The sequence below is a fragment of the Paraburkholderia sp. EB58 genome (genome assembly GCF_050436665.1).
Taxonomy (GTDB): domain Bacteria; phylum Pseudomonadota; class Gammaproteobacteria; order Burkholderiales; family Burkholderiaceae; genus Paraburkholderia.
On sequence record NZ_JBNDMQ010000005.1, the window covers coordinates 321,959 to 344,936 of the forward strand.

Below are 22,978 nucleotides of genomic sequence, written 5' to 3' on the forward strand. Positions count from 1 at the left end.
GGGCGCGCGCGAATGAGAACTCAGGACCGTCAGGCCGTGGTGGCCGAAGCGACGACCGGCGGCCGTGCCGGCGTGCCGGCCGAGACCGTCAGCACCTCATGGCCGCTCTCGGTGACGAGCACCGTGTGCTCCCACTGCGCGGACAGGCTGCGGTCCTTGGTCTTCACGGTCCATTGATCCGGCATGGTGCGAATATCGCGCCGGCCGGCGTTGATCATGGGCTCGATCGTAAAAATCATGCCTTGCTGCAGTTCGATGCCCGTGCCCGGACGGCCGTAGTGCAGGACTTGCGGATCTTCGTGAAACACCGTGCTGATGCCGTGGCCGCAATATTCGCGCACCACGCTATAGCCTTGCCCTTCGGCGTGGCGCTGGATCGCGTAGCCGATGTCGCCGAGGTGCGCGCCGGGCCGGACCTGGTCGATGCCAAGCCACATGCACTCAAAGGTTGTCTGCACGAGGCGTTTCGCGAGAATCGAGCCTTCGCCGACGATGAACATGCGGCTCGTATCGCCGAAATAGCCTTCCTTGATCACGGTGATATCAATGTTCAGCGCATCGCCGTTCTTGAGGGTTTTGTCGCCTGGAATGCCGTGACAGATCACGTCATTGACCGAAATGCAGGTGGCCTTTGGGTACGGCGGGTAGCCGGGCGGCTGATAATTCAGCGGCGCCGGGACCGTGCCCTGTTCCTTCAGCATGTACTCGTGACACAGACGGTCAAGCTCGCCGGTTGTAACGCCGGCGGTGACGAACGGTGTGATGTAGTCGAGCACTTCGCTTGCAAGGCGGCAGGCGACGCGCATCTGCGCGATATCGTGGTCGTTTTTGAGCGTAATAGCCATGAGTCGGGCCTGAAATGCGATTATTTATAGATTATCGCACCATATTCCGGCGTTCGCAGAGTTTTGCGAGGGAGGCTGGCCGATCGGCCAGGGCGGTTGTCCCCGCTCCGGCAGGTGCAACCCGACCGGCGGATTGGGGCTACCGGGCAGGTTGAGTCTGCCGATTGTCGCGTGCTATAATCTTTGGCTAAGTCGTTCCACATTATTTTATTTGTGGAAAAGACTGGCTCGTAGCGATAGTTGCCTGCGCTACTAGGCGTTTTCAGGTTGTGCTGATGCCGCGCGCTCCTTCAGTGGCGGGGCGCAGCGCAAAACCCAAGGCAGCAGACTCGCAAGCCGGCAGCACCCAGGGTGTCCGCCGCGTCAGGTCCTCGCAGATGGCGAAGACGGCGCGGCTGATACGGCAGCCGGCTTAAGACCCAACCCTAGCGGAGATTTACATGGCAGTTACCATGCGTCAAATGCTGGAAGCAGGTGTCCACTTCGGTCACCAAACGCGCTTCTGGAACCCGAAGATGGCCCCCTTCATTTTCGGTCATCGCAACAAGATTCACATCATCAACCTCGAAAAGACGCTGCCGATGTACAACGACGCACTGAAGTATGTGCGTCAACTGGCAGCTAACCGCGGCACGATCCTGTTCGTTGGCACGAAGCGTCAATCGCGCGACACGATCGCCGAAGAGGCACAACGCGCTGGCATGCCGTTCGTCAACGCGCGCTGGCTCGGCGGCATGCTGACCAACTTCAAGACGCTGAAGGTTTCGATCAAGCGCCTGAAGGACATGGAAGCAGCGCTGGAAGCCGGTGAAACGGAACGCATGAGCAAGAAGGAAGCGCTCCTGTTCGAACGTGAAATCGCCAAGCTGCAAAAGTCGATTGGCGGCGTAAAGGACATGGGCGGCATTCCGGACGCAATTTTCGTGGTTGACGTCGGCTACCACAAGATTGCTGTGACCGAAGCTAACAAGCTCGGCGTGCCGGTTATCGCTGTGGTCGACACGAACCACTCGCCGGAAGGCATCGACTACGTGATCCCGGGTAACGACGACGCCAGCAAGGCCGTCGCTCTGTACACGGCTGGCGTGGCTGACGCGATCCTCGAAGGCCGTGCAAACGCGGTCAACGAAGTGGTGCAGGCTGCACGTGGTGGTGACGGCGACGAGTTCGTCGAGGTCAACTCGGAAGCGTAAGGCTGCCCTGTGTCCGGCAAAAAAGGGGGCTTTCTACAGGCCCCCTTTTTTTAAGTCATGACACCTGGCTATAGCGCGAGAAAAATACGCGCTATGCGGAAACGAATTCTTGCCGCCGGCATCGAAGTGCGGGCGGCGTGTGAAAGACAGACTCAAGGAGCGAATGATGGCGGCAATTACCGCAAGCATGGTTGCAGAACTGCGCGCGAAGACCGATGCGCCGATGATGGAATGCAAGAAGGCGCTGACGGAAGCCGAAGGCGACATGGAGCGTGCTGAAGAACTGCTGCGCGTGAAGCTCGGCAACAAGGCCAGCAAGGCCGCTTCGCGCGTGACGGCAGAAGGCGTGATCTCCTCGTTCATCGGCGGCAACGTCGGCGCGATCGTCGAACTGAACTGCGAAACCGACTTCGTTTCGAAGAACGACGACTTCCTGGCTTTCTCCAAGCAGATCGCTGAACTGGTCGCCCAGCAAAACCCGGCTGACGTCGCTGCGCTGGCAGCTCTGCCGCTGGAAGGCTCGACGGTCGACGCAGTGCGCCTCGCGCTGGTCGGCAAGATCGGCGAAAACCTGTCGATCCGCCGTTTCGTGCGTTTCGAGACCGCCAACAAGCTGGCTGCGTACCTGCACGGCACGCGCATCGGCGTGCTGGTCGAGTACACGGGCGCGGATGAGCAGGTCGGCAAGGACGTCGCAATGCACATCGCGGCCATGAAGCCGGTTTCGCTGTCGTCGGACGACGTGCCGGCTGACTTGATCGCCAAGGAACGCAGCATTGCGGAACAGAAGGCCGCTGAATCGGGTAAGCCGGCTGAAATCGTCGCCAAGATGGTTGAAGGCAGCGTGCAGAAGTACCTGAAGGAAGTCTCGCTGCTGAACCAGACGTTCGTTAAGAACGACAAGCAGACAATCGAGCAGATGCTGAAGGCTGCAGGTTCGAGCGTGCAGAAGTTCGCGCTGTTCGTGGTCGGCGAAGGCATCGAGAAGAAGCAGGACGACTTCGCAGCCGAAGTGGCCGCGCAAGTTGCTGCTGCAAAGCAACAATAAGCATCACCTAGGCTTCACCGCAATATCGTTGGACCCGCGGCGGGGCAAGACCCTGCCGCGGTCGGCGGCGCCGCAAGGCTGCCTGCGGGTTGACCCTCGCCGCGCAGCCGCCTCTGGCGAACCCTGGGGTTCGTCAATTTGGCGACGCTTGCCCGAATCAGTATTTCACCCCTACAGTTAGTTCCTTGTTGTTGCCCTGTTCTGCGCGATCTGGATACCCCTATGCCCACTGCCTATAAACGCGTCCTGCTCAAACTTTCCGGCGAAGCTCTGATGGGCGATGATGCCTTCGGCATTAATCGCGCAACGATCGAACGAATGGTGGCGGACGTGGCCGAGGTTGTGCGACTCGGTACGCAACTGGCTGTCGTGATCGGTGGCGGCAATATTTTCCGTGGCGTGGCGGGCGGGGCAGCGGGTATGGACCGTGCGACAGCCGACTACATGGGGATGCTCGCAACCATGATGAACGCGCTGGCGCTGCAGGACGCGATGCGCCACGCCGGTATCGAGGCGCGCGTGCAATCGGCGCTGCGCATGGATCAGGTCGTTGAGCCGTACATCCGCCCCCGGGCGATCCGCCAGCTTGAAGAAGGCAAGGTCGTGATTTTCGCGGCCGGCACCGGCAACCCGTTCTTCACGACGGACACCGCTGCCGCGCTGCGCGGCTCCGAAGTCGGCGCGGAAGTCGTGCTGAAGGCTACCAAGGTGGACGGCGTCTACTCGGCCGACCCCAAGAAAGACCCGACGGCAACGCGCTACACGACGATCAGCTTCGACGAGGCGATCGGCCGCAATCTGCAGGTGATGGACGCCACGGCTTTTGCGCTGTGCCGCGACCAGAAACTGCCGATCCGCGTGTTTTCGATTGTCAAGCCGGGTGCGCTAAAGCGCATTGTGCAAGGCGAGGACGAGGGTACTCTCGTCCACGTGTAAACTCTCGTTCACATAACGTGGGCTTTAACGCGGGCCCGGGCCGCCGCTGTACGCGCGCTGGCCGGCTCGCACCGTTCTGAAGGTTCGGAGGTTTAAAAATGTCTGTGGCTGATATCAGGAAGGGCGTCGAGCAGAAGATGCAGCGCTCGATCGACGCATTCAAGAACGATCTGTCGAAGATCCGCACGGGCCGTGCGCACACGGGCCTGCTCGATCACATCCAGGTCGATTATTACGGCTCGCCGGTGCCGATCTCGCAGGTCGCGAACCTGACGCTGATCGACGCCCGTACGATCGGCGTGCAGCCGTGGGAAAAGAAGATGGTGCAGGTCGTCGAAAAGGCGATCCGCGAATCCGATCTGGGCCTGAACCCGGCCACGCAAGGCGACGTGATCCGCGTGCCGATGCCCGCGCTGACCGAAGAGCGCCGCCGCGAGCTGACCAAGGTCGCGCGCAGCGAAGCGGAAACGGCCAAGATCGCGGTGCGCAACCTGCGCCGTGACGCTAACGAGCAACTCAAGAAGCTCGTGAAAGACAAGGAAATCTCCGAAGACGACGAGCGTCGTGCCGGCGACGACGTCCAGAAGCTGACGGACAAGTTCGTGTCGGAAATCGACAAGCTCGTGACGACCAAAGAAGCCGAGATCATGACGGTCTGAGGCCGTTAGGCTCCAGCATCTTCAGGTCTTTACTTCTTTTTTTGCAGTCACTGTCCCAACGGCCATGACCTATACCAGCTCAACCGTTCGCGTCCCTGATGTCGCGGCGGTGCCGCGACATATCGCGATCATCATGGACGGCAACGGCCGTTGGGCAACGCAGCGCCGCCTGCCGCGCGTGGCAGGCCATTCGCGCGGCGTCGACGCGGTGCGTGCCGCCGTCGAGGCGTGCGCGCGTTCCGGTGTCGAATATCTGACGTTGTTCGCCTTCAGCTCCGAGAACTGGCGCCGTCCGAACGACGAAGTCTCGTTCCTGATGCGCCTGTTCGTGACCGCGCTGGAGCGCGAGATCGGCAAGCTGCACGCCAATGGTATTCGCCTGCGCGTGGTCGGCGATCTGTCAATGTTCGACAAGCGCATTCAGGATCTGATCCGCCGCGCCGAGACCAAAACCGCCCGCAATACCCGTCTTACCCTGACCATCGCCGCCAACTACGGCGGCCGCTGGGACATCATGCAGGCCACCCGCAAGCTGGCCGAGCAATCGGCGCTGGCGGGCGAGGCTGTCGAGGTCAACGAGGAATCGTTCGCCGAACACCTGGCCATGGCGTACGCGCCGGAGCCCGACCTCTTCATCCGCACCGGCGGCGAGCAGCGCATCAGCAATTTCCTGCTGTGGCAGCTCGCGTACACCGAGTTCTACTTCACTGACACTTTCTGGCCGGATTTCGACGCCGAGGCGCTGCGCCACGCGATCGATTCGTACTCGGAGCGCGAACGCCGCTTCGGCCGCACTAGTGCTCAGCTCGAGCCGCAATCGCAAAACGTCGATTCGCTTCCATGCTAAAAACCCGTGTTATCACGGCGATCGTCCTGCTGGCCGTGTTTTTGCCGGTTACGCTGTTCGCGCCGGTGGGCGCGTTCGGCGCGTTGATCGCGTTCGTGCTGGTCTTTGCCGCGTGGGAATGGGCGCGCCTGCTGAAAGTGGGAGGCGTCGGCCCGGTCGTCTACGCGCTGGTCGCGGCGGTGGCGTTGGTGGCGAGCACGAAGCTCGGCACGGAAGTGGATCCGCCGCGCTCCCTGTTCCAGGCCGCCGCAGTCTTCTGGGTGCTGGCGGGACCGTACGTGCTGTTCCGCAGGCCAACGCTCGCGCACGGTGCCTGGCGCCTGTTCCTGTTTCTGGCGGGCATTGTCGTGTTTGTCGCCTGCTGGCATGCACTCGTCGCGGCACGCGTGAAGGGCGTGCCGTTTGTTCTGTCCCTGTTGCTAGTGGTCTGGCTGGCCGATATCGGCGCATACTTTGCCGGAAAGGCGTTCGGGCGGCACAAGCTCGCGCCGGCAATCAGCCCGGGTAAGACCTGGGAAGGCGCGGTCGGCGGCTGGCTGGCTGTCGTGATCGTCGCTTCAGCGGCTATAGTGCTGCATGCGTTCGAACCGACCCTGTATTCCGCGTTGCTGGAGCGCCTCGGCGCTGTCCGCACGCTCGTTGTCCTGACGGTTCTGGTGGTTTTTAGCGTCGTCGGCGATCTGTTCGAATCGATGTTGAAACGTCAGGCCGGCGTAAAAGATTCAAGCGGCCTGCTACCGGGGCACGGTGGCGTCCTTGACCGCATCGATGCATTATTGCCGGTGCTGCCGCTCGCAATGCTGTTGCTCGGCTAGAGAAAGAGATATGCAAAAACGTCTGACACTGCTCGGTTCCACGGGCTCGATTGGAGACAGCACGCTCGACGTCGTCGCGCGTCATCCCGAGCGCTTTTCGGTCTATGCGCTGACTGCGCATCGTAACGGCGACAAGCTCGTCGAACAATGCCTGCGCTTCAATCCCGAGGTGGCCGTGGTCGGCGACGCCGCAACCGCGGCGCAAGTCGCCGCGAAGCTGCACGAGGCCGGCTGCAAGACCGAAGTGAGCTACGGTCCGCAGGCGCTCGTCGACGTGTCGAAGAGTGACGGCTGCGACACCGTCGTGGCGGCCATTGTCGGCGCCGCGGGTCTTGCCCCCAGTCTCGCCGCAGCCCGCGCCGGCAAGCGCATCCTGCTAGCCAACAAGGAAGCGCTGGTGATGTCCGGTGCGATCTTCATGGACGCGGTGCGTGATCACGGGGCCGTGCTGCTGCCGGTCGACAGCGAACACAATGCAATTTTCCAGTGCCTGCCGCGCGAAGCGGCGCTGCATGGCGGTGTATCGAAGATCATCCTGACTGCCTCGGGCGGCCCGTTCCGCACGCGCGAGCCGGCGAGTCTCGTCAACGTAACGCCTGACGAAGCCTGCAAGCATCCGAACTGGGTGATGGGCCGCAAGATTTCGGTCGACTCGGCGACGATGATGAACAAGGGCCTCGAAGTCATCGAGGCGCACTGGCTGTTCGCGCTGCCGGGTGAGCGCATTGAGGTGCTGATTCACCCGCAGAGCGTGATCCATTCGATGGTCTCGTACGCCGACGGCTCGGTGCTCGCGCAGCTCGGCAACCCCGACATGCGCACGCCGATCGCTCACGCCCTCGCTTTCCCGGAACGGGTCGATTCCGGTGTGGCTCAGCTCGATCTCGTGCAGGTCGCGTCGCTGTCGTTCGAAAAGCCCGATTACGCGCGTTTCCCGTGTCTCGCGCTGGCCATGAAAGCGCTCGCTGAAGGCGGTATCGCAAGTGCGGCGTTGAACGCCGCCAACGAGGTGGCCGTCGACGCGTTTCTCTCGCGCAAGATCGGCTTCATGGCAATTGCCCAGGTGGTCGACGCGGTGCTGAATGCGCTGCCGAACCGCAGCGCACAGGCACTCGAAGACGTAATCGAAGCCGACGCGGCCGCGCGCCGCGCGGCTACAGACTTTATCCAGCGTCTGCCGCACGACGCCGTTCGCGCGGAACGTGCCGTACAGTGAGGCGAATATGAACCTGCTGATCGAAGTGCTCGCCTTCGCGGTTGCGATCGGCGTGCTGGTGGTGGTTCACGAGTACGGCCACTACAGCGTCGCCCGCATGTGTGGTGTGAAAGTGCTGCGCTTTTCGATCGGTTTCGGCAAGCCGCTGGTTCAGTGGGTGAGTCCGAAGACGGGTACTGAATGGACGATTGCCGCGTTGCCGCTGGGTGGCTACGTGAAGATGCTGGACGAGCGTGAAGCAGGCGCGCCGATTCCCCCCGAAGCGCTGCCGCACGCCTTCAATCGCCAACATGTCGCCAAGCGCTTCGCGATTGTCGCGGCCGGCCCAATCGCCAATTTCATCCTTGCCATCGTGTTGTTCGCCGCCGTGTTTGCTACCGGTGTGAGCGAGCCGGCCGCGATCGTCGCTGCGCCGGCGCCGAATACGGCTGCCGCGCTCGCCGGGTTCGACGGCGGCGAGACGGTGGTCGCCGTGCGCAATGCGGATGCCGGTTCTACCGAGCCGGTTCGTTCATGGTCCGATCTGCGCTGGAAGCTGCTGGGCGCCGCGTTCGATCATCGCCGCGTCATTCTGAGCGCAAAGGATAGCCATGGGACGTTCGACTTCCCATTGGATTTGCGCGACGTGTCGGAGAAGGACGTCGACGACGATTTCATGTCGCATCTCGGCTTCGAGCCGGGTGGCGGCAAGCTGATCGTTGCGGGTGTCCAGGCGGGCAGCGCCGCGCAACACGCGGGCCTCGCAGCGGGCGACCGTCTCGTGTCGATCGACGGTAAGCCGACCGACAACGCCACGGCCTTCATCGCCTATGTCAAGACGCACGCGGGCAAGGCCATCACCTTGCAGGTCGAGCGCGGCGGCGATGCGCAGCAGGGCGGCAAGACCGAGGACATTCATGTCGTTCCGCTCGCGCAGCGCGACGATACGACCGGTCAGCAGATTGGCCGGATCGGTGCGGAACTGGCGACCCAGGTGCCGTCCATCCAGGTTCGCTATGGCCCGATCGAGAGCCTGCAACTGGGCGCGCACCGCACGTGGGATCTCGCGGCGTACTCGGTGCGCATGTTTGGCCGGATGATTACCGGTGAGGCATCGCTGAAAAACCTGTCAGGCCCGGTGACGATAGCCGACTACGCCGGCAAGAGTGCAAGGCTCGGTCCGTCAGCATTCCTGTCATTCCTGGCCCTTGTCAGTATCAGTCTGGGCGTACTTAACCTACTCCCAATTCCGGTATTGGACGGGGGGCATCTGTTATATTATTTGGTTGAAGCTGCAACCGGCAAAGCGGTCTCCGACCGCTGGCAGCTCGTTCTCCAGAGAGCCGGGCTGGCCTGTATCGTCGCGTTGTCGGCGATCGCGCTTTTCAACGATCTGGCTCGTCTGATCCATTTTTAAAGTGTTTGGCGGCGCTCACGAAAGGCGGCCGTCTGGCCTGATTTAGCTATACATTGGGGAAGTACGTTGTTGAAACCTCATCGCTTTGTTCCTAAGACGGTAGCAGCCGCTGCATTAGCTGCGCATGGACTGGTGGCCCACGCAACCTCGCCTTTCGTGGTGCGTGATATCCGCATCGAGGGGTTGCAACGCGTCGAACCGAGCACCGTGTTCGCGTACCTGCCCATCCGGGAAGGCGATGTTTTCTCCGACGACAAGGCCTCCGAAGCGATTCGCGCGTTATACGCTACTGGCTTCTTCAATGACGTGAAGGTCGTTGTCGAAGGCGATATCGTGATCGTGCAGGTGGTGGAGCGTCCGGCCATTGGCTCGATCGATTTCGCCGGTCTGCACGAATTCGACAAGGACAATCTGACCAAGGCGCTGCGCTCGGTAGGGCTGTCGCAAGGGCGCTATTACGACAAGGCGCTGGCCGACAAGGCCGAACAGGAACTCAAGCGTCAGTACTTGACGCGCGGCTACTACGCGGCCGAGGTCAAGGCCACCATTACGCCGATCGACCGTGATCGCGTAGCGCTGCTGTTTTCGGTGGAAGAAGGTCCGAGCGCGAAGATCCGCCAGATCAACTTCATCGGCAACAAGGCATTCAGCAGCAGCACGTTGCTCGACGAGATGCAACTGTCTACCCCGAACTGGTTCTCGTGGTACACCAAGAACGACCTGTACGCAAAAGACAAGCTGACTGGCGATCTCGAGAACGTTCGCTCGTATTATCTGAACCGCGGTTATCTCGAGTTCTCGATTGATTCGACCCAGGTGTCGATCACGCCGGACAAGCGAGACATGTACCTGACGATCGCGGTGCATGAGGGCGAGCCGTACACGATTTCCGGCATCCATCTGGCCGGCAATTTGCTGGACCGCGAAGCCGAACTGGACCAGCTCGTCAAGATCAAGGCCGGTGACCGTTTCTCGGCCGAAAAACTGCAGGCCGCCACCAAGGTACTCGTCGACAAGCTTGGCGAGTACGGTTATGCATTCGCCACGGTGAATGCGCAGCCGCTGATTGACCAGCAGCACCATAAGGTCGACCTCACGCTGCAGGTCGACCCGAGCCGCCGTGTGTATGTACGCCGCGTCAACGTCGTGGGCAACACGCGCACGCGCGACGAAGTGGTGCGCCGCGAAATGCGGCAGCTCGAAAGCTCGTGGTTCGATTCGAACCGCCTCGCGCTGTCGAAAGACCGCGTCAATCGCCTCGGCTACTTTTCTGATGTCAACGTGACGACGGTGCCCGTGGATGGCACACCTGACCAGGTGGATGTGAACGTCAAGGTCACGGAAAAGCCGACCGGCTCGATCACGCTGGGCCTGGGTTACGGCTCCGGCGAAGGTCCGATCCTGTCGGCGGGGGTGTCGCAAGACAACGTGTTCGGCTCGGGCACGAGCCTCGGTGTCAATATCAACACCGCGAAGACGTACCGCACGTTGACCGTCACCCAGATCGACCCGTATTTCACGGTGGACGGCATCAAGCGCATTACGGACGTCTACTATCGCACGCAGCAGCCGCTGTACTACTCCACGGATTCGAGCTTCAAGATCGTCACCGTAGGCGGCGACCTCAAGTTCGGCATTCCCTTCTCGGAAGTCGATACGGTATATTTCGGCGCGGGCCTCGAGCAGAATCAGCTCGATGTGGACTCGGCTACGCCGCAAAGCTATATCGATTACGTCAACGAATTCGGCCGGGTGTCGAACAATGTGCCGATCACGGTGGGCTGGTCACGGGACGCGCGCGACAGCGCGCTGGTACCGAGCCGCGGCTATTTCACCCAGGCGAACGCCGAATATGGCACGCCGGCTGGCGGCACGCAGTATTACAAGGCCGATATCAACGCGCAGTATTATTATTCGTTTGCGCGTGGTTTCGTGCTGGGTTTCAACTTCCAGGGCGGCTATGGCAACGGCTTGGGCGGTAAGCCTTACCCGATCTTCAAGAATTACTATGCGGGCGGGATCGGGTCGGTGCGTGGCTATGAGCCAAGTTCGCTGGGGCCGCGCGACGCCTCGACGGGCGACCCGATCGGCGGCTCGAAGCTGCTGGTTGGCAATGTCGAGTTGACATTCCCGTTGCCGGGCACGGGTTACGATCGCACGCTGCGAGTCTTTTCGTTCCTTGACGCGGGTAATGTCTGGGGCGATGTGGGCAACAGCATCGGCGCGAACGGCTTGCGGTACGGTTACGGCGTGGGCCTCGCATGGATCTCGCCGATCGGCCCGCTCAAGCTGAGCCTGGGTTTCCCGCTGACGAAGCATGACGGCGACCAGTACCAGAAATTCCAGTTCCAGATTGGGACGGCATTCTGATTGGATGGTCCGGGCTAACCCCCGGACCTCTTTACAGTATCGAGAGGATGACTTTGCGAACCGGTATGTTTTCGAAACGTGCGACGTGCGCGCTTGCGCTGGCAATGACTTTGGGCGTTGGAGTAGCGCACGCGCAGGAAGCCAGGATTGCGGCCGTCAACTCGGATCGTATCCTGCGCGAGTCGGCTGCTGCGAAGGCTGCACAGACCAAGCTGGAGGCCGAGTTCGCAAAGCGCGACAAGGATCTGCAGGATATGGCGCAGAAGCTGAAGTCGATGTCCGACGCGCTGGACAAGAACGGCGCGTCGATGGCACCGGCCGACCGCGCCGAGAAGCAGCGCGACCTGTCACAGCTGGACACCGATTTTCAGCGCAAGCAGCGCGAGTTCCGTGAAGACCTGAACCAGCGCCGCAACGAGGAACTGGCCGCCGTCCTCGACCGCGCCAACAAGGTGATCAAGCAGATCGCCGAGCAGCAGCACTACGACCTGATCGTTCAGGAAGCGGTGTATGTCAGCCCGCGTATCGACATTACCGACCAGGTGCTGAAGGCGCTTGCGGCGGCGCCGAGCAATGGCAGCTCAGGCAGCACGGGCACCTCGGGCACGTCGTCCACGAACAACGGCAACTGAACAGCAGGAGCAGTACACGCATGGCTTTTACGCTCGAGGACATCGTCCAGCAGTTCGGCGGCAAAGTAATCGGAGACCGGTCGCAGCGCGTGGGCAGTCTGGCACCGCTCGACCAGGCTGGCCCAAACCAGCTGGCGTTCCTCGCCAACCCGAAGTATCTGTCGCAGGTCGAGACCACGCGTGCAGGCGCCGTATTGATCAGCGCCGACGATCTCGCGAAGGTGACCGGGCAGGACGCTCGTAATTTCATCGTCACGCCCAATCCCTACGCTTACTTCGCGCGTGTCGCGCAGGCGTTCATCGATCTGGCCTCGCCGAAGGCCATGCCGGGCGTGCACGCCAGCGCGACGATCGATCCGTCGGCGCAGATTGCGCCGAGCGCGGTGATCGGGCCGCATGTCACGGTCGAGGCCGGCGCGGTGATCGGCGAGCATGTGCGGCTGGACGCTAACGTCGTGATTGGCCGCGGCACGCGGATTGGCGCGGGCTCGCACCTCTATCCGAACGTCAGCGTCTACTACGGCTGCAAGATCGGCGAACGGGTGATCATTCATGCCGGCGCGGTGATCGGTTCCGACGGTTTCGGATTCGCGCCGGATTTCGTCGGTGCTGGCGAGGCCCGCACCGGTAGCTGGGTGAAGATTCCCCAGGTCGGCGGCGTGTCGATTGGCCCGGATGTCGAAATCGGCGCCAATACGACGATCGACCGTGGCGCGATGGCCGATACCGTGATCGAAGAATGCGTGAAGATCGACAATCTGGTGCAGATCGGTCATAACTGCCGGATCGGCGCCTACACGGTGATCGCCGGTTGCGCAGGCATCGCCGGCAGTACGAATATTGGCCGGCATTGCATGATTGGCGGCGCCGTTGGCATTGCCGGACACGTTACACTGGCCGATTATGTGATCGTCACGGCGAAGTCGGGTGTCTCGAAGTCGCTGTTGAAGCCTGGCATGTACACGAGCGCGTTCCCGGCCGTGAATCACGCTGACTGGAACAAGAGCGCTGCATTGCTGCGCAACATCGACAAGCTGCGCGACCGCATCAAGGCGCTGGAGGCGGCCGCGGCAGACAGCGCGCCGGGCAACAAGGCGTGAGCGTTGGTTAGGCAACCGCCAGGTATCAAGCAGCGGGTTACACAGATCAAGCAGGAAGCGTCGGTTGCAGTGACCGGGCAGCATGGGCTGCCGGGTCACGGAAAGCGACGGCAGCACGCGTTACCAATCCACCGAACCCGTATCCGCAGTCATCATCGCGCAGTCAATGCGTGAGCAGAAACACCATGAGCACCGAAAAAATCAATCTCGACATTCATAAGATTCTCACGCTGCTGCCGCATCGCTATCCGATTCTGCTGGTGGATCGGGTGCTCGAACTCGAGCCGCACAAGAGCATCAAAGCGCTGAAGAACGTGTCGATCAACGAGCCGTACTTCATGGGCCACTTCCCGAGCCGTCCGGTGATGCCGGGCGTGCTGATCCTCGAAGCGCTCGCGCAGACGGCGGCGCTTTTGACGTTCTCGGAAGAGCCGCATGATCCGGCCAATACGCTGTACCTGTTCGTCGGTATCGACAATGCGCGCTTCAAGCGCGTGGTCGAACCGGGCGATCAGCTCATTCTGAACGCAACGTTCGAACGGCATATGCGCGGCATCTGGAAGTTCAAGGCGCGCGCTGAGGTAGATGGTGCGGTTGCGGCGGAAGCCGACCTGATGTGCGCAGTCCGCCACACGGATACGGACGGCCAGTAATCTCGGCCGGTGACGCTGGGCCGCTGGCGGATGTCCGTGTCATGGATATCCGTCTGGGGGGCGGCCAGCAATGGAATGCCGGTCAGGCGACGCACGCCGGCGCGGCATCCAGATAACGCAACGGAATCAGAAGCGAGGGCGCATGAGCAGGATTCATCCCACTGCAATCGTCGAGCCGGGCGCACAGCTCCACGAAACGGTTGAAATCGGGCCGTATGCCATTGTTGGCCCGCATGTCACGATTGGCGCGGGCACGACGGTCGGCTCGCACAGCGTGATCGAAGGTCACACGACGATTGGCGAAGACAATCGCATCGGTCACTATGCCTCGGTCGGTGGCCGGCCGCAGGACATGAAGTACAAAGACGAGCCGACCCGGCTTGTCATCGGCAACCGCAACACGATTCGTGAGTTCACCACGATCCATACCGGCACGGTACAGGACGCGGGCGTCACCACGGTTGGCGACGACAACTGGATCATGGCGTATGTGCACCTCGGGCACGACTGCCACGTGGGCAGTAACGTCATTCTCGCGAGCAATGCGCAGATGGCCGGCCACGTGACGATCGGCGATTACGCGATCGTCGGCGGCATGTCGGGCGTGCACCAGTTCGTGCGCATCGGTGCGCATTCGATGCTGGGCGGCGCGTCGGCACTCGTGCAGGACATCCCGCCGTTCGTGATCGCCGCCGGCAACAAGGCGGAGCCACATGGCATCAATGTCGAGGGTCTGCGCCGGCGCGGCTTTTCGCCGGATGCGATTTCGGCGCTGCGTGCCGCCTACCGTCTGCTGTACAAGAACGGTTTGTCGCTGGAGGAAGCCAAGGTGCAACTGACTGAGCTTGCCTCCGCAGGTGGCGAGGGCGATGCGCCGGTGAAGGCGCTGGTCGACTTCGTGGTCGCGTCGCAACGCGGCATCATCCGCTAGTCGATGGCCTTGCAACCCAGTCCGCTACGGCTCGCGATGGTGGCCGGCGAGCCGTCCGGCGACCTGCTCGCCGCGTCCCTGCTCGATGGCCTCAGCAGTAGGTTGCCGGCCGGCACCCAGTATTACGGCATCGGTGGCCCGCGCATGATCGCCACGGGTTTCGACGCCCACTGGCCGATGGAAAAGCTGTCCGTGCGCGGCTATGTCGAAGCACTCCGGCACATTCCCGGGATTCTCGGCATCCGCAACGAGCTGAAACGCCAGTTGCTGGCCGAGCCGCCTGCCGCGTTTGTCGGCGTCGACGCGCCCGACTTCAATTTCGGCCTTGAGCACAGGCTGCGCGAGGCCGGCATTCCAACTATCCACTTCGTCTGCCCGTCCATCTGGGCCTGGCGCGGGGGCCGGATCAAGAAGATCGCCAAAGCCGTCGACCACATGCTGTGCGTGTTTCCGTTCGAAACTGCGCTGCTGGAGAAGGCCGGCGTCGCAGCGTCGTATGTAGGTCATCCGCTCGCCGACCAGATTCCGCTCGAACCGGACACCCTGGGCGCGCGCCGCACGCTCGGTCTGCCGGAAAGCGGGCCGGTGATCGCGGTACTACCTGGCAGCCGGCGCTCGGAAATCGATCTGATCGGCCCGACGTTCTTCGCCGCCATGGAGTTGATGCAGCACCGCGAGCCGGGTGTGCGTTTCGTGATGCCGGTGGCGACGCCAGCGCTGCGCGAATTGCTGCAGCCTCTGATCGATGCCAGTCCGGGCCTCTCGCTGACGCTGACAGAAGGCAACGCGCAGGTGGCGATGACCGCCGCCGACGCGATCCTCGTCAAGAGCGGCACGGTGACGCTCGAAGCCGCGCTGCTGAAGAAGCCGATGGTGATTTCCTACAAGGTGCCCTGGCTGACCGGTCAGATCATGCGGCGGCAGGGCTATCTGCCGTACGTGGGTCTTCCGAACATTCTGGCCGGGCGCTTTGTGGTGCCGGAGATCCTGCAGCACTTCGCGACACCCGAGGCACTTGCCGATGCCACCTTGAAACAGTTGCGCGACGAGGCCAACCGGCGCACGCTGACGGAAATTTTCACGGAGATGCATCACGTGCTGAAGCAAAATACAGCCCAGCGCGCCGCGGAAGTGGTGGCGAACGTGGTCGAAACGCGCAAGGGGCGTCGATGACCCATGCACGCGTGCCCCGGCGCAAGTCCGTCGCGGTGGCGCAACCCGGCTTTAACTTCAACGCTCCGGACGAGATCGTTTGTGGCGTCGACGAAGCAGGGCGCGGACCGCTGGCCGGGCCGGTCGTGGCCGCAGCGGTCATTTTCGATCCGTCGAAGCCCATGATCCGCGGCCTCGACGATTCGAAGGCGCTCACCGCCAAAAAGCGCGACGAACTCTACGACAAGATCGTCGAGCGGGCGCTGGCGTACTGCGTCGCTTCCGCGACGGTCGAAGAGATCGACACGCTCAATATCCTGCACGCGACGATGCTGGCGATGAAGCGCGCCGTCGAAGGCCTCGCGGTCGTGCCGACGCTGGTGAAGATCGACGGCAATCGCTGTCCGGTGCTGGGCATCCGCAGCGAGGCGATTATTGGCGGCGACGCGCTGGTCAAGTCCATTTCCGCGGCTTCGATTCTCGCCAAGGTCACGCGCGACAGGATGCTGCTCCAATTACATCAGACCTTTCCGGTGTATGGGTTCGATGCGCACGCTGGCTATGGCACGCCACAGCATCTGGCGGCGTTGCGCGAGCACGGTCCGTGCGAACATCACCGGCGCTCGTTTGCACCCGTGCGCGAGGCGCATCTGCGCATTGCGGGCGTGAACGTGAGCGTCCCCGGCACGGAGGTGATAGTCGCATCCGAAGTCGTGGACGCGGCTTGGGATGAACCGTGGGACGGCACCACGCTTTCCTGACGCGCCCGCGCGGATGTTTCGTCCGCTGCCTTTCTCACATTCTCACTGTCTTCGCTGCCTGTGAAAGCCATCACCTCGCGGGACAATCCGCTCTACAAACGCCTCAAGGCATTGGCCGGCTCGACGCACCAACAACGTCGCAGCGGTCACGCGCTGCTCGAAGGGTTTCATCTTGCGAGCGCGTATCTGGATGTCGCCGGGCAACCTGAAACTTGTCTCGTCACAGAGGGGGCGCTGCGTCACGACGAGGCACAGGCCATCGTCTCCCGGATCGATGAGCACCGGATCGTCACGTTGCCGGATGCGCTGTTCGGCCAGTTGTCGAATGTGGTCAACGGCGTGGGTATTCTGCTGCTGGTCGACAAGCTTGCGCCGTCTCTGCCCGAGCGGGTTGCGCAAACCTGTGTCGTGCTAGATGGCGTGCAGGATGCGGGCAATGTCGGCTCGATCCTGCGTAGCGCCGCGGCCGCCGGCATCCAGCAGGTGTTCTGCGCGCCGGGCACGGCTTACGCGTGGTCGTCAAAGGTGTTGCGCTCGGGCATGGGCGCGCATTTCCTGCTGCAGATTCACGAAGATGTCGAGCCACAGACGCTGATCGAGCGCCTTGCCGTGCCGGTGGTGATTACGGACTCGCACGGCGCCGAGGCGATCTACGACTGCGATCTGTCGGGGCAGCTTGCCTGGGTGATGGGCAACGAAGGTGCCGGCGTGTCGCAGACGTGGCGCGATGCGGTCACGCTTCGTGTGACGATCCCGCAACCGGGTGGGATGGAATCGCTGAATGTGGCGGCGGCTGCCGCCGTGTGCCTGTTCGAGCAATGCCGCCAGCAGCGCGGCGTTTGACGGGCGCTCGGACACCTCGCATACGCAAAGCGTTCAATGCGCTTCACGCACTGCATGCACCTGATACACCCCGACGCTTGCTGAGCGCAACGGCGGACCTCGTTCGCAGCCTGCGCGGCCCACGCTGAACGGCCAGAAGCATTACGGTCCGGCCGTTCTCTCTCACTTAATATGCCTGCCGGTCGAGCTTGATCTCCTGCAGGATCGTCGTCGCGATCTCTTCGATCGACTTATGCGTCGACGACAGCCACTTGATCCCCTCGCGCCGCATCATCGCTTCCGCCTCGTTGATCTCGTAACGGCAGTTCTCCGGCGCCGCGTACTTGCTGCCCGGACGCCGCTCGTTGCGGATTTCCGAGAGCCGCTGCGGATCGATCGACAGCCCGAACATTTTCGTGCGGTGCTCGAGTAGCGGTGTCGGCAGCTTGCCGCGTTCGAAGTCTTCCGGAATCAGCGGATAGTTTGCTGCCTTCACGCCATACTGCATCGCCAGATACAGGCTCGTCGGCGTCTTGCCGCTGCGCGACACGCCGACCAGGATCACGTCGGCATCGGCCAGATTGCGGTTCGATTGGCCGTCGTCATGGGCGAGCGAGAAGTTGATCGCCTCGATGCGGTTCTTGTACTCCTCGGTGTCCGCGTTCTGGTGGCCACGGCCCATTGCGTGACTCGACTTCAGCTCCAGTTCCAGTTCGAGCGGTTCGACGAAGGTCTGGAACATGTCCAGCACCAGCGCGTTCGAGCCCTTGACGATCCTGTTCGACGAACTGTCGACGAGCGTCGTGAACACGATCGGCCGACGGCCGTCCTGCCTGACCGCTTCGTTGATCTTTTCGAGGGTCGCGTAGGCCTTCTCGGTCGAATCGACGAAAGGGACCCGAACCAGGCGAAATTTCTGGTCGAACTGGGAGAGGATCGAATGCGCGAAGGTTTCGGCAGTGATCCCGGTACCGTCGGAGACGATGAATACGGTGGGCGGCATCAGTGGGGCAGGGAACGTGAGCGGGAAATTACGCTCGAATCTAACATCGTCGCGTCGACGCCCACTGTACGGTGGCTAACCGGAGACTACAGAGGCGTCGGCGCGGCGCGCCGTGGGCGCCGCTCACGCACTCCTGACAGCCTGGGCCTCGCAATGAGCCCGACGGCAGGTCCGGGGCGCGGTTCGAGGCGCAATTCTCGTCCGACTGTCACATTTTGAGAGTCGGCACGGTAGAATAGCGGCAACCTGTTGGATAAGCAATTGCAGGCGAACCGCGCTTAACTCGCATTTATCGCCCGGTCAACGCCCCGCTTTTTGCCGGTAACTTGCGACGAATTTGAACAATTTCGTCAAACCGTTGGCTTCGTCGTGCTTTATGCGCGCTTCGTTGTCGGGTTGCAAGGCTCCGCGAACTGCGAGTGAAATTTAAGCGATTGCTTATCTAACAGGTTGTGCAAGACGCGAGATTTATCGATTCACCAAGCGGTTCCTATGACCGCTCGCGTCCAAGCCCACTTGCACAGTCGTGTATTTCTTCCACACTTAGGGGCTTGTATGACTAACGCAGTTAACGTCGCAAAGGATCAGGCGTATGTAGTTCCGTTCGAGCAGTTGCGGATGACCGATGTGGAGATTGTGGGCGGCAAGAACGCGTCCCTGGGTGAGATGATCAGTCAACTCGCTCAGGCAGGCGTTCGTGTTCCGACCGGCTTCGCCACGACGGCACTCGCCTTCCGCGATTTCCTCCATCACAACAACCTGACCGAACGCATCGCCAAACGTCTTGAGACGCTCGACGTCGACGACGTGAAGGCGCTCGCCGAAGCGGGCAAGGAAATCCGCCAATGGATCGTCGACGCACCGTTGCAGCCGAAGCTCGAGGCTGACATCCGCGCGGGCTTCGACACGCTCCAGAACAGCTCGCCAGAAGAGCTTTCGTTCGCAGTCCGATCGTCGGCTACGGCAGAAGATTTGCCGGATGCGTCGTTCGCGGGTCAGCAGGAAAGCTACCTAAACGTGGTCGGCATCGACGACGTGCTCGATCGCATGAAGCACGTGTTCGCGTCGCTGTACAACGATCGCGCGATCTCCTATCGTGTCCACAAGGGCTTCACCCACGCTGAAGTCGCTCTGTCGGCGGGCGTGCAACGCATGGTGCGCTCGGACGTCGGCGCAGCCGGCGTGATGTTCACGCTCGATACAGAATCCGGCTTCAAGGACGCGGTGTTCATCACCTCGAGCTATGGTCTCGGCGAAACCGTCGTGCAGGGCGCCGTGAATCCGGACGAGTTCTACGTCTTCAAGACCACGCTCGCGCAAGACAAGTACCCCATCATCCGCCGTTCGATCGGCTCGAAGCTGATCAAGATGGAATTCACCAAGCCGGGTGAGCCGGGCCGCGTGAAGACCGTCGACGTGGCGCATGAGCAGCGCAACCGCTTCTCGATCACCGACAATGACGTGATCGAACTGGCGAAGTACGCCGTGATCATCGAGAAGCACTACCAGCGTCCGATGGACATCGAGTGGGGCAAGGACGGCCGCGACGGCAAGATCTTCATCTTGCAGGCGCGTCCGGAAACGGTGAAGAGCCAGGCGTCGGGCAAGGCCGAGCAGCGCTTCAAGCTGAAGGGCCAGTCGCAGGTGATCGTTACGGGGCGTGCAATCGGCCAGAAGATCGGCGCGGGTCCGGTGCGCGTGATTCACGATCCGTCGGAGATGGACCGTGTGCAGCCGGGCGACGTGCTGGTGGCCGACATGACCGACCCGAACTGGGAGCCGGTCATGAAGCGCGCTTCGGCAATCGTGACGAACCGCGGTGGCCGTACCTGCCACGCGGCAATCATCGCGCGTGAGCTCGGTGTGCCGGCCGTGGTGGGCTGCGGCGACGCAACCGACCTGCTAAAGGAAGGCGCGCTCGTGACCGTTTCGTGCGCGGAAGGCGACGAGGGTAAGATCTACGACGGCCTGCTCGAAACCGAAATCACCGAAGTCCAGCGCGGCGAACTGCCGGCGATTCCGGTGAAGATCATGATGAACGTCGGCAATCCGCAACTCGCGTTCGACTTCTCGCAACTGCCGAATGCAGGCGTCGGTCTCGCGCGTCTCGAGTTCATCATCAACAACAATATCGGCGTGCACCCGAAGGCGATTCTCGAGTACCCGAACGTCGATCAGGATCTGAAGAAGGCAGTCGAAAGCGTTGCGCGTGGTCACGCATCGCCGCGCGCGTTCTACGTCGACAAGCTGACCGAAGGTATCGCAACGATCGCAGCGGCGTTCTATCCGAAGCCCGTCATCGTGCGTCTGTCGGACTTCAAGTCCAACGAGTACAAGAAGCTGATCGGCGGTTCGCGTTACGAGCCGGATGAAGAAAATCCGATGTTGGGTTTCCGCGGCGCTTCGCGTTACATCGCAGAAGATTTCGCCGAAGCGTTCCAGATGGAATGCATCGCGCTGAAGAAGGTGCGCGAAGAGATGGGCCTCGACAACGTCGAGATCATGGTGCCGTTCGTGCGTACGCTCAAGCAGGCTGAAAAGGTGGTTGGCCTCCTCGGCAAGTTCGGTCTGAAGCGCGGCGAAAAGGGCCTGCGCCTGATCATGATGTGCGAAGTGCCGTCCAACGCGATTCTCGCCGAAGAATTCCTCCAGTTCTTCGACGGCTTTTCGATCGGTTCGAACGATCTGACGCAGTTGACACTCGGTCTCGATCGCGACTCCGGTATGGAGCTGCTCGCGGTAGATTTCGACGAGCGCGACCCGGCGGTCAAGTTCATGCTGAAGCGCGCAATTGAAACCTGTCTGCGGCTGAACAAGTATGTCGGTATCTGTGGCCAGGGACCGTCGGATCATCCTGACTTCGCGCAGTGGCTGACGGACGAAGGCATTGCATCGATCTCGCTGAACCCGGACACGATCATCGAGACGTGGCAGGCGTTGGCTAAGTCGTCGGCGAAGAAGTAAGCAACGCAAATAAGCAACGCAAAATAAGCAACGCGCATCGTTGCTGGCTGCGGCGAAGGTGCGGTTCATCAAAGTGGACCGTACTGCACGGCAAATTGCACTAGCTTCGTGCTATAAACACCCCGGTAGATCCGGGGTGTTTTGCTTTGTGGAGGTCGACGTGGCGCCAGGTGGACTGTTCTGGTGGATCGGGGCGGGCGTGCTTATCGTGCTGGAGTTGATGAGCGGTACGTTCTATCTGTTGATGATCGCGTTGGGTTTCGTGGCGGCCGCCTTGGCGCGTCTCTCGGGCGCGAATGCCGACGTGCAGTTCGCGTTGGCGGCGCTCGTGGCGTTGGCCGCGGTGCTCCTGCTGCGGCGTTCGCGCTTCGGCCGTAGGCCGCGCAAGGCGGCTGCGGATAATCCCGACGTCAATCTGGATATCGGCCAGACCTTGGCCGTGACGGGCTGGCGTGACCGGCGGGCGCGCGCCAACTATCGCGGGGCGGCGTGGGACATCGAACTCGCGCCCGGCGAGCCTGAGGATGCGAAGATCTATGAGATCAGCGCGTTGGACGGCAGCCGTCTTATCGTCGTGGCCAGCAAGCGGGCGGCAGACGCCTGAAGCGCGTGCCTGCGCCGGATGCCTGAAGCGGCTACTCGAGGTGGCCGCCCGCGCACAACATAACAATTCAAACCAAAGAATGGAGCAACCATGGATTCGACTATCGTCGCGGTAGTGTTACTCATTATCGTTTTCGTAATCGCGGCGCAGACCATCAAGATCGTGCCGCAGCAGCACGCGTGGGTGATGGAGCGGCTCGGCCGTTATCACGCCACGCTCACGCCGGGTTTGAGCTTCGTCGTGCCGTTCGTGGACCGCATCGCCTACAAGCATGTCCTCAAGGAAATTCCTCTGGATGTGCCGAGCCAGGTCTGTATCACGCGCGACAACACTCAGTTGCAGGTGGACGGTGTGCTGTACTTTCAGGTCACCGACCCGATGAAGGCGTCGTACGGTTCGAGCAACTTTGTGTTTGCGATTACGCAGTTGTCGCAGACCACGTTGCGTTCGGTGATCGGCAAGCTCGAACTCGACAAGACGTTTGAAGAACGCGACTTCATCAATCACAGTATCGTGTCGTCGCTCGATGAAGCAGCGTCGAACTGGGGCGTGAAGGTGCTGCGCTACGAGATCAAGGATCTGACGCCGCCGAAAGAAATTCTGCACGCCATGCAGGCGCAAATCACCGCCGAGCGCGAAAAGCGCGCGCTGATTGCGGCTTCGGAGGGGCGCAAGCAGGAGCAGATCAACATCGCCTCGGGTGGACGCGAGGCGTCGATCCAGAAGTCCGAAGGCGAGCGCCAGGCAGCGATCAATCAGGCGCAGGGCCAGGCCGCGGCGATTCTGGCGGTGGCTGAAGCGAACTCGCAGGCCATTCAGAAGATCGCGGCGGCAATCCAGTCTGCCGGTGGCATGGAAGCGGTGAACCTGAAGGTGGCCGAGCAGTATGTGAACGCGTTCGCCAATCTGGCGAAGCAGGGCACTACGCTGATCGTGCCGGGCGATCTGTCGAATATGAGCGCGATGATCGCCTCGGCGCTGACCATTGTGAACAAGGGGAAGGGCGCGACCGAGGTGCGATAAAGCGTGGA

At 61.8% G+C, this 22,978-nt stretch carries 21 protein-coding genes; 19 read left to right on the forward strand and 2 right to left on the reverse strand.

What is annotated here, in order from left to right; genetic code table 11:
- Positions 1–29: 29 nt before the first annotated feature.
- Positions 30–845, reverse strand: a complete 816-nt coding sequence (gene map, locus P3T40_RS10330; RefSeq protein ID WP_429267583.1) for a type I methionyl aminopeptidase — start codon at positions 843–845, stop codon at positions 30–32.
- A 440-nt stretch (positions 846–1,285) separates the two neighbouring features.
- Here map and rpsB point away from each other — a divergent pair, with 440 nt between their 5' ends.
- From rpsB to P3T40_RS10410, 16 genes are all read left to right on the forward strand, one after another.
- A complete protein-coding gene (gene rpsB, locus P3T40_RS10335; RefSeq protein WP_074264278.1) occupies positions 1,286–2,038 on the forward strand; it encodes a 30S ribosomal protein S2 in 753 nt (250 codons plus the stop codon).
- Between the two features lie 166 nt (positions 2,039–2,204).
- Positions 2,205–3,086 carry a translation elongation factor Ts gene (tsf, locus tag P3T40_RS10340; protein WP_429267584.1) on the forward strand — a complete coding sequence of 294 codons (882 nt, stop codon included), beginning with the start codon at positions 2,205–2,207 and terminating at the stop codon, positions 3,084–3,086.
- A gap of 222 nt (positions 3,087–3,308) precedes the next feature.
- The gene (gene pyrH, locus P3T40_RS10345; RefSeq protein ID WP_074264280.1) at positions 3,309–4,022 is read left to right on the forward strand and encodes a UMP kinase; all 714 of its coding nucleotides are present in this window, start codon (positions 3,309–3,311) and stop codon (positions 4,020–4,022) included.
- Positions 4,023–4,120: 98 nt separating this feature from the next.
- Complete coding sequence (gene frr / locus P3T40_RS10350) at positions 4,121–4,681, forward strand: ribosome recycling factor (protein WP_429267585.1); 561 nt, start codon at positions 4,121–4,123, stop codon at positions 4,679–4,681.
- A 64-nt stretch (positions 4,682–4,745) separates the two neighbouring features.
- Complete coding sequence (uppS, locus tag P3T40_RS10355) at positions 4,746–5,528, forward strand: polyprenyl diphosphate synthase (RefSeq protein ID WP_429267586.1); 783 nt, start codon at positions 4,746–4,748, stop codon at positions 5,526–5,528.
- Entirely contained in the window at positions 5,522–6,343 is an 822-nt protein-coding gene (locus tag P3T40_RS10360) for a phosphatidate cytidylyltransferase (protein ID WP_429267587.1), read from the forward strand. Before uppS ends, P3T40_RS10360 begins: the two co-directional genes overlap by 7 nt.
- Positions 6,344–6,353: 10 nt before the next feature.
- On the forward strand, positions 6,354–7,559 hold the full coding sequence (locus P3T40_RS10365) for a 1-deoxy-D-xylulose-5-phosphate reductoisomerase (protein ID WP_429267588.1): 1,206 nt from the start codon (positions 6,354–6,356) through the stop codon (positions 7,557–7,559).
- A 7-nt stretch (positions 7,560–7,566) separates the two neighbouring features.
- Positions 7,567–8,955: an RIP metalloprotease RseP gene (rseP, locus tag P3T40_RS10370; RefSeq protein ID WP_429267589.1), complete on the forward strand. Its 1,389-nt coding sequence runs from the start codon at positions 7,567–7,569 to the stop codon at positions 8,953–8,955.
- A 66-nt stretch (positions 8,956–9,021) separates the two neighbouring features.
- Positions 9,022–11,325, forward strand: coding sequence for an outer membrane protein assembly factor BamA (gene bamA / locus P3T40_RS10375; protein ID WP_429267590.1), 2,304 nt, complete (start codon positions 9,022–9,024; stop codon positions 11,323–11,325).
- A 53-nt stretch (positions 11,326–11,378) separates the two neighbouring features.
- Positions 11,379–11,957 carry an OmpH family outer membrane protein gene (locus P3T40_RS10380; protein WP_429267640.1) on the forward strand — a complete coding sequence of 193 codons (579 nt, stop codon included), beginning with the start codon at positions 11,379–11,381 and terminating at the stop codon, positions 11,955–11,957.
- Between the two features lie 20 nt (positions 11,958–11,977).
- Complete coding sequence (gene lpxD, locus P3T40_RS10385) at positions 11,978–13,057, forward strand: UDP-3-O-(3-hydroxymyristoyl)glucosamine N-acyltransferase (protein WP_429267591.1); 1,080 nt, start codon at positions 11,978–11,980, stop codon at positions 13,055–13,057.
- Positions 13,058–13,242: 185 nt separating this feature from the next.
- Positions 13,243–13,710 (forward strand): 3-hydroxyacyl-ACP dehydratase FabZ, encoded by a 468-nt coding sequence (gene fabZ, locus P3T40_RS10390; protein ID WP_090694092.1) that lies wholly within the window; start codon positions 13,243–13,245, stop codon positions 13,708–13,710.
- Positions 13,711–13,852: 142 nt separating this feature from the next.
- Positions 13,853–14,641, forward strand: coding sequence for an acyl-ACP--UDP-N-acetylglucosamine O-acyltransferase (gene lpxA / locus P3T40_RS10395; protein ID WP_429267592.1), 789 nt, complete (start codon positions 13,853–13,855; stop codon positions 14,639–14,641).
- Between the two features lie 3 nt (positions 14,642–14,644).
- On the forward strand, positions 14,645–15,814 hold the full coding sequence (lpxB, locus tag P3T40_RS10400) for a lipid-A-disaccharide synthase (protein ID WP_429267593.1): 1,170 nt from the start codon (positions 14,645–14,647) through the stop codon (positions 15,812–15,814).
- Positions 15,811–16,554 carry a ribonuclease HII gene (gene rnhB, locus P3T40_RS10405; protein WP_429267594.1) on the forward strand — a complete coding sequence of 248 codons (744 nt, stop codon included), beginning with the start codon at positions 15,811–15,813 and terminating at the stop codon, positions 16,552–16,554. The genes lpxB and rnhB overlap by 4 nt, the downstream gene beginning before the upstream one ends.
- 60 nt (positions 16,555–16,614) lie before the next feature.
- Positions 16,615–17,397, forward strand: a complete 783-nt coding sequence (locus P3T40_RS10410; protein WP_429267595.1) for a TrmH family RNA methyltransferase — start codon at positions 16,615–16,617, stop codon at positions 17,395–17,397.
- A 166-nt stretch (positions 17,398–17,563) separates the two neighbouring features.
- Here the strand turns inward: P3T40_RS10410 and ppsR are convergent, their stop codons facing one another.
- Positions 17,564–18,379, reverse strand: coding sequence for a posphoenolpyruvate synthetase regulatory kinase/phosphorylase PpsR (ppsR, locus tag P3T40_RS10415; RefSeq protein ID WP_429267596.1), 816 nt, complete (start codon positions 18,377–18,379; stop codon positions 17,564–17,566).
- 555 nt (positions 18,380–18,934) lie between these two features.
- On the opposite strand from ppsR, the gene ppsA reads away from it, so the two are divergent.
- The 3 genes from ppsA to P3T40_RS10430 all read left to right on the forward strand — a co-directional run bounded on the left by ppsA (position 18,935) and on the right by P3T40_RS10430 (position 22,970).
- The gene (gene ppsA, locus P3T40_RS10420; RefSeq protein WP_429267597.1) at positions 18,935–21,343 is read left to right on the forward strand and encodes a phosphoenolpyruvate synthase; all 2,409 of its coding nucleotides are present in this window, start codon (positions 18,935–18,937) and stop codon (positions 21,341–21,343) included.
- 160 nt (positions 21,344–21,503) lie between these two features.
- Positions 21,504–21,947 carry an NfeD family protein gene (locus tag P3T40_RS10425; protein WP_429267598.1) on the forward strand — a complete coding sequence of 148 codons (444 nt, stop codon included), beginning with the start codon at positions 21,504–21,506 and terminating at the stop codon, positions 21,945–21,947.
- 90 nt (positions 21,948–22,037) lie between these two features.
- Positions 22,038–22,970 carry an SPFH domain-containing protein gene (locus P3T40_RS10430; protein WP_429267599.1) on the forward strand — a complete coding sequence of 311 codons (933 nt, stop codon included), beginning with the start codon at positions 22,038–22,040 and terminating at the stop codon, positions 22,968–22,970.
- Positions 22,971–22,978: the final 8 nt, after the last annotated feature.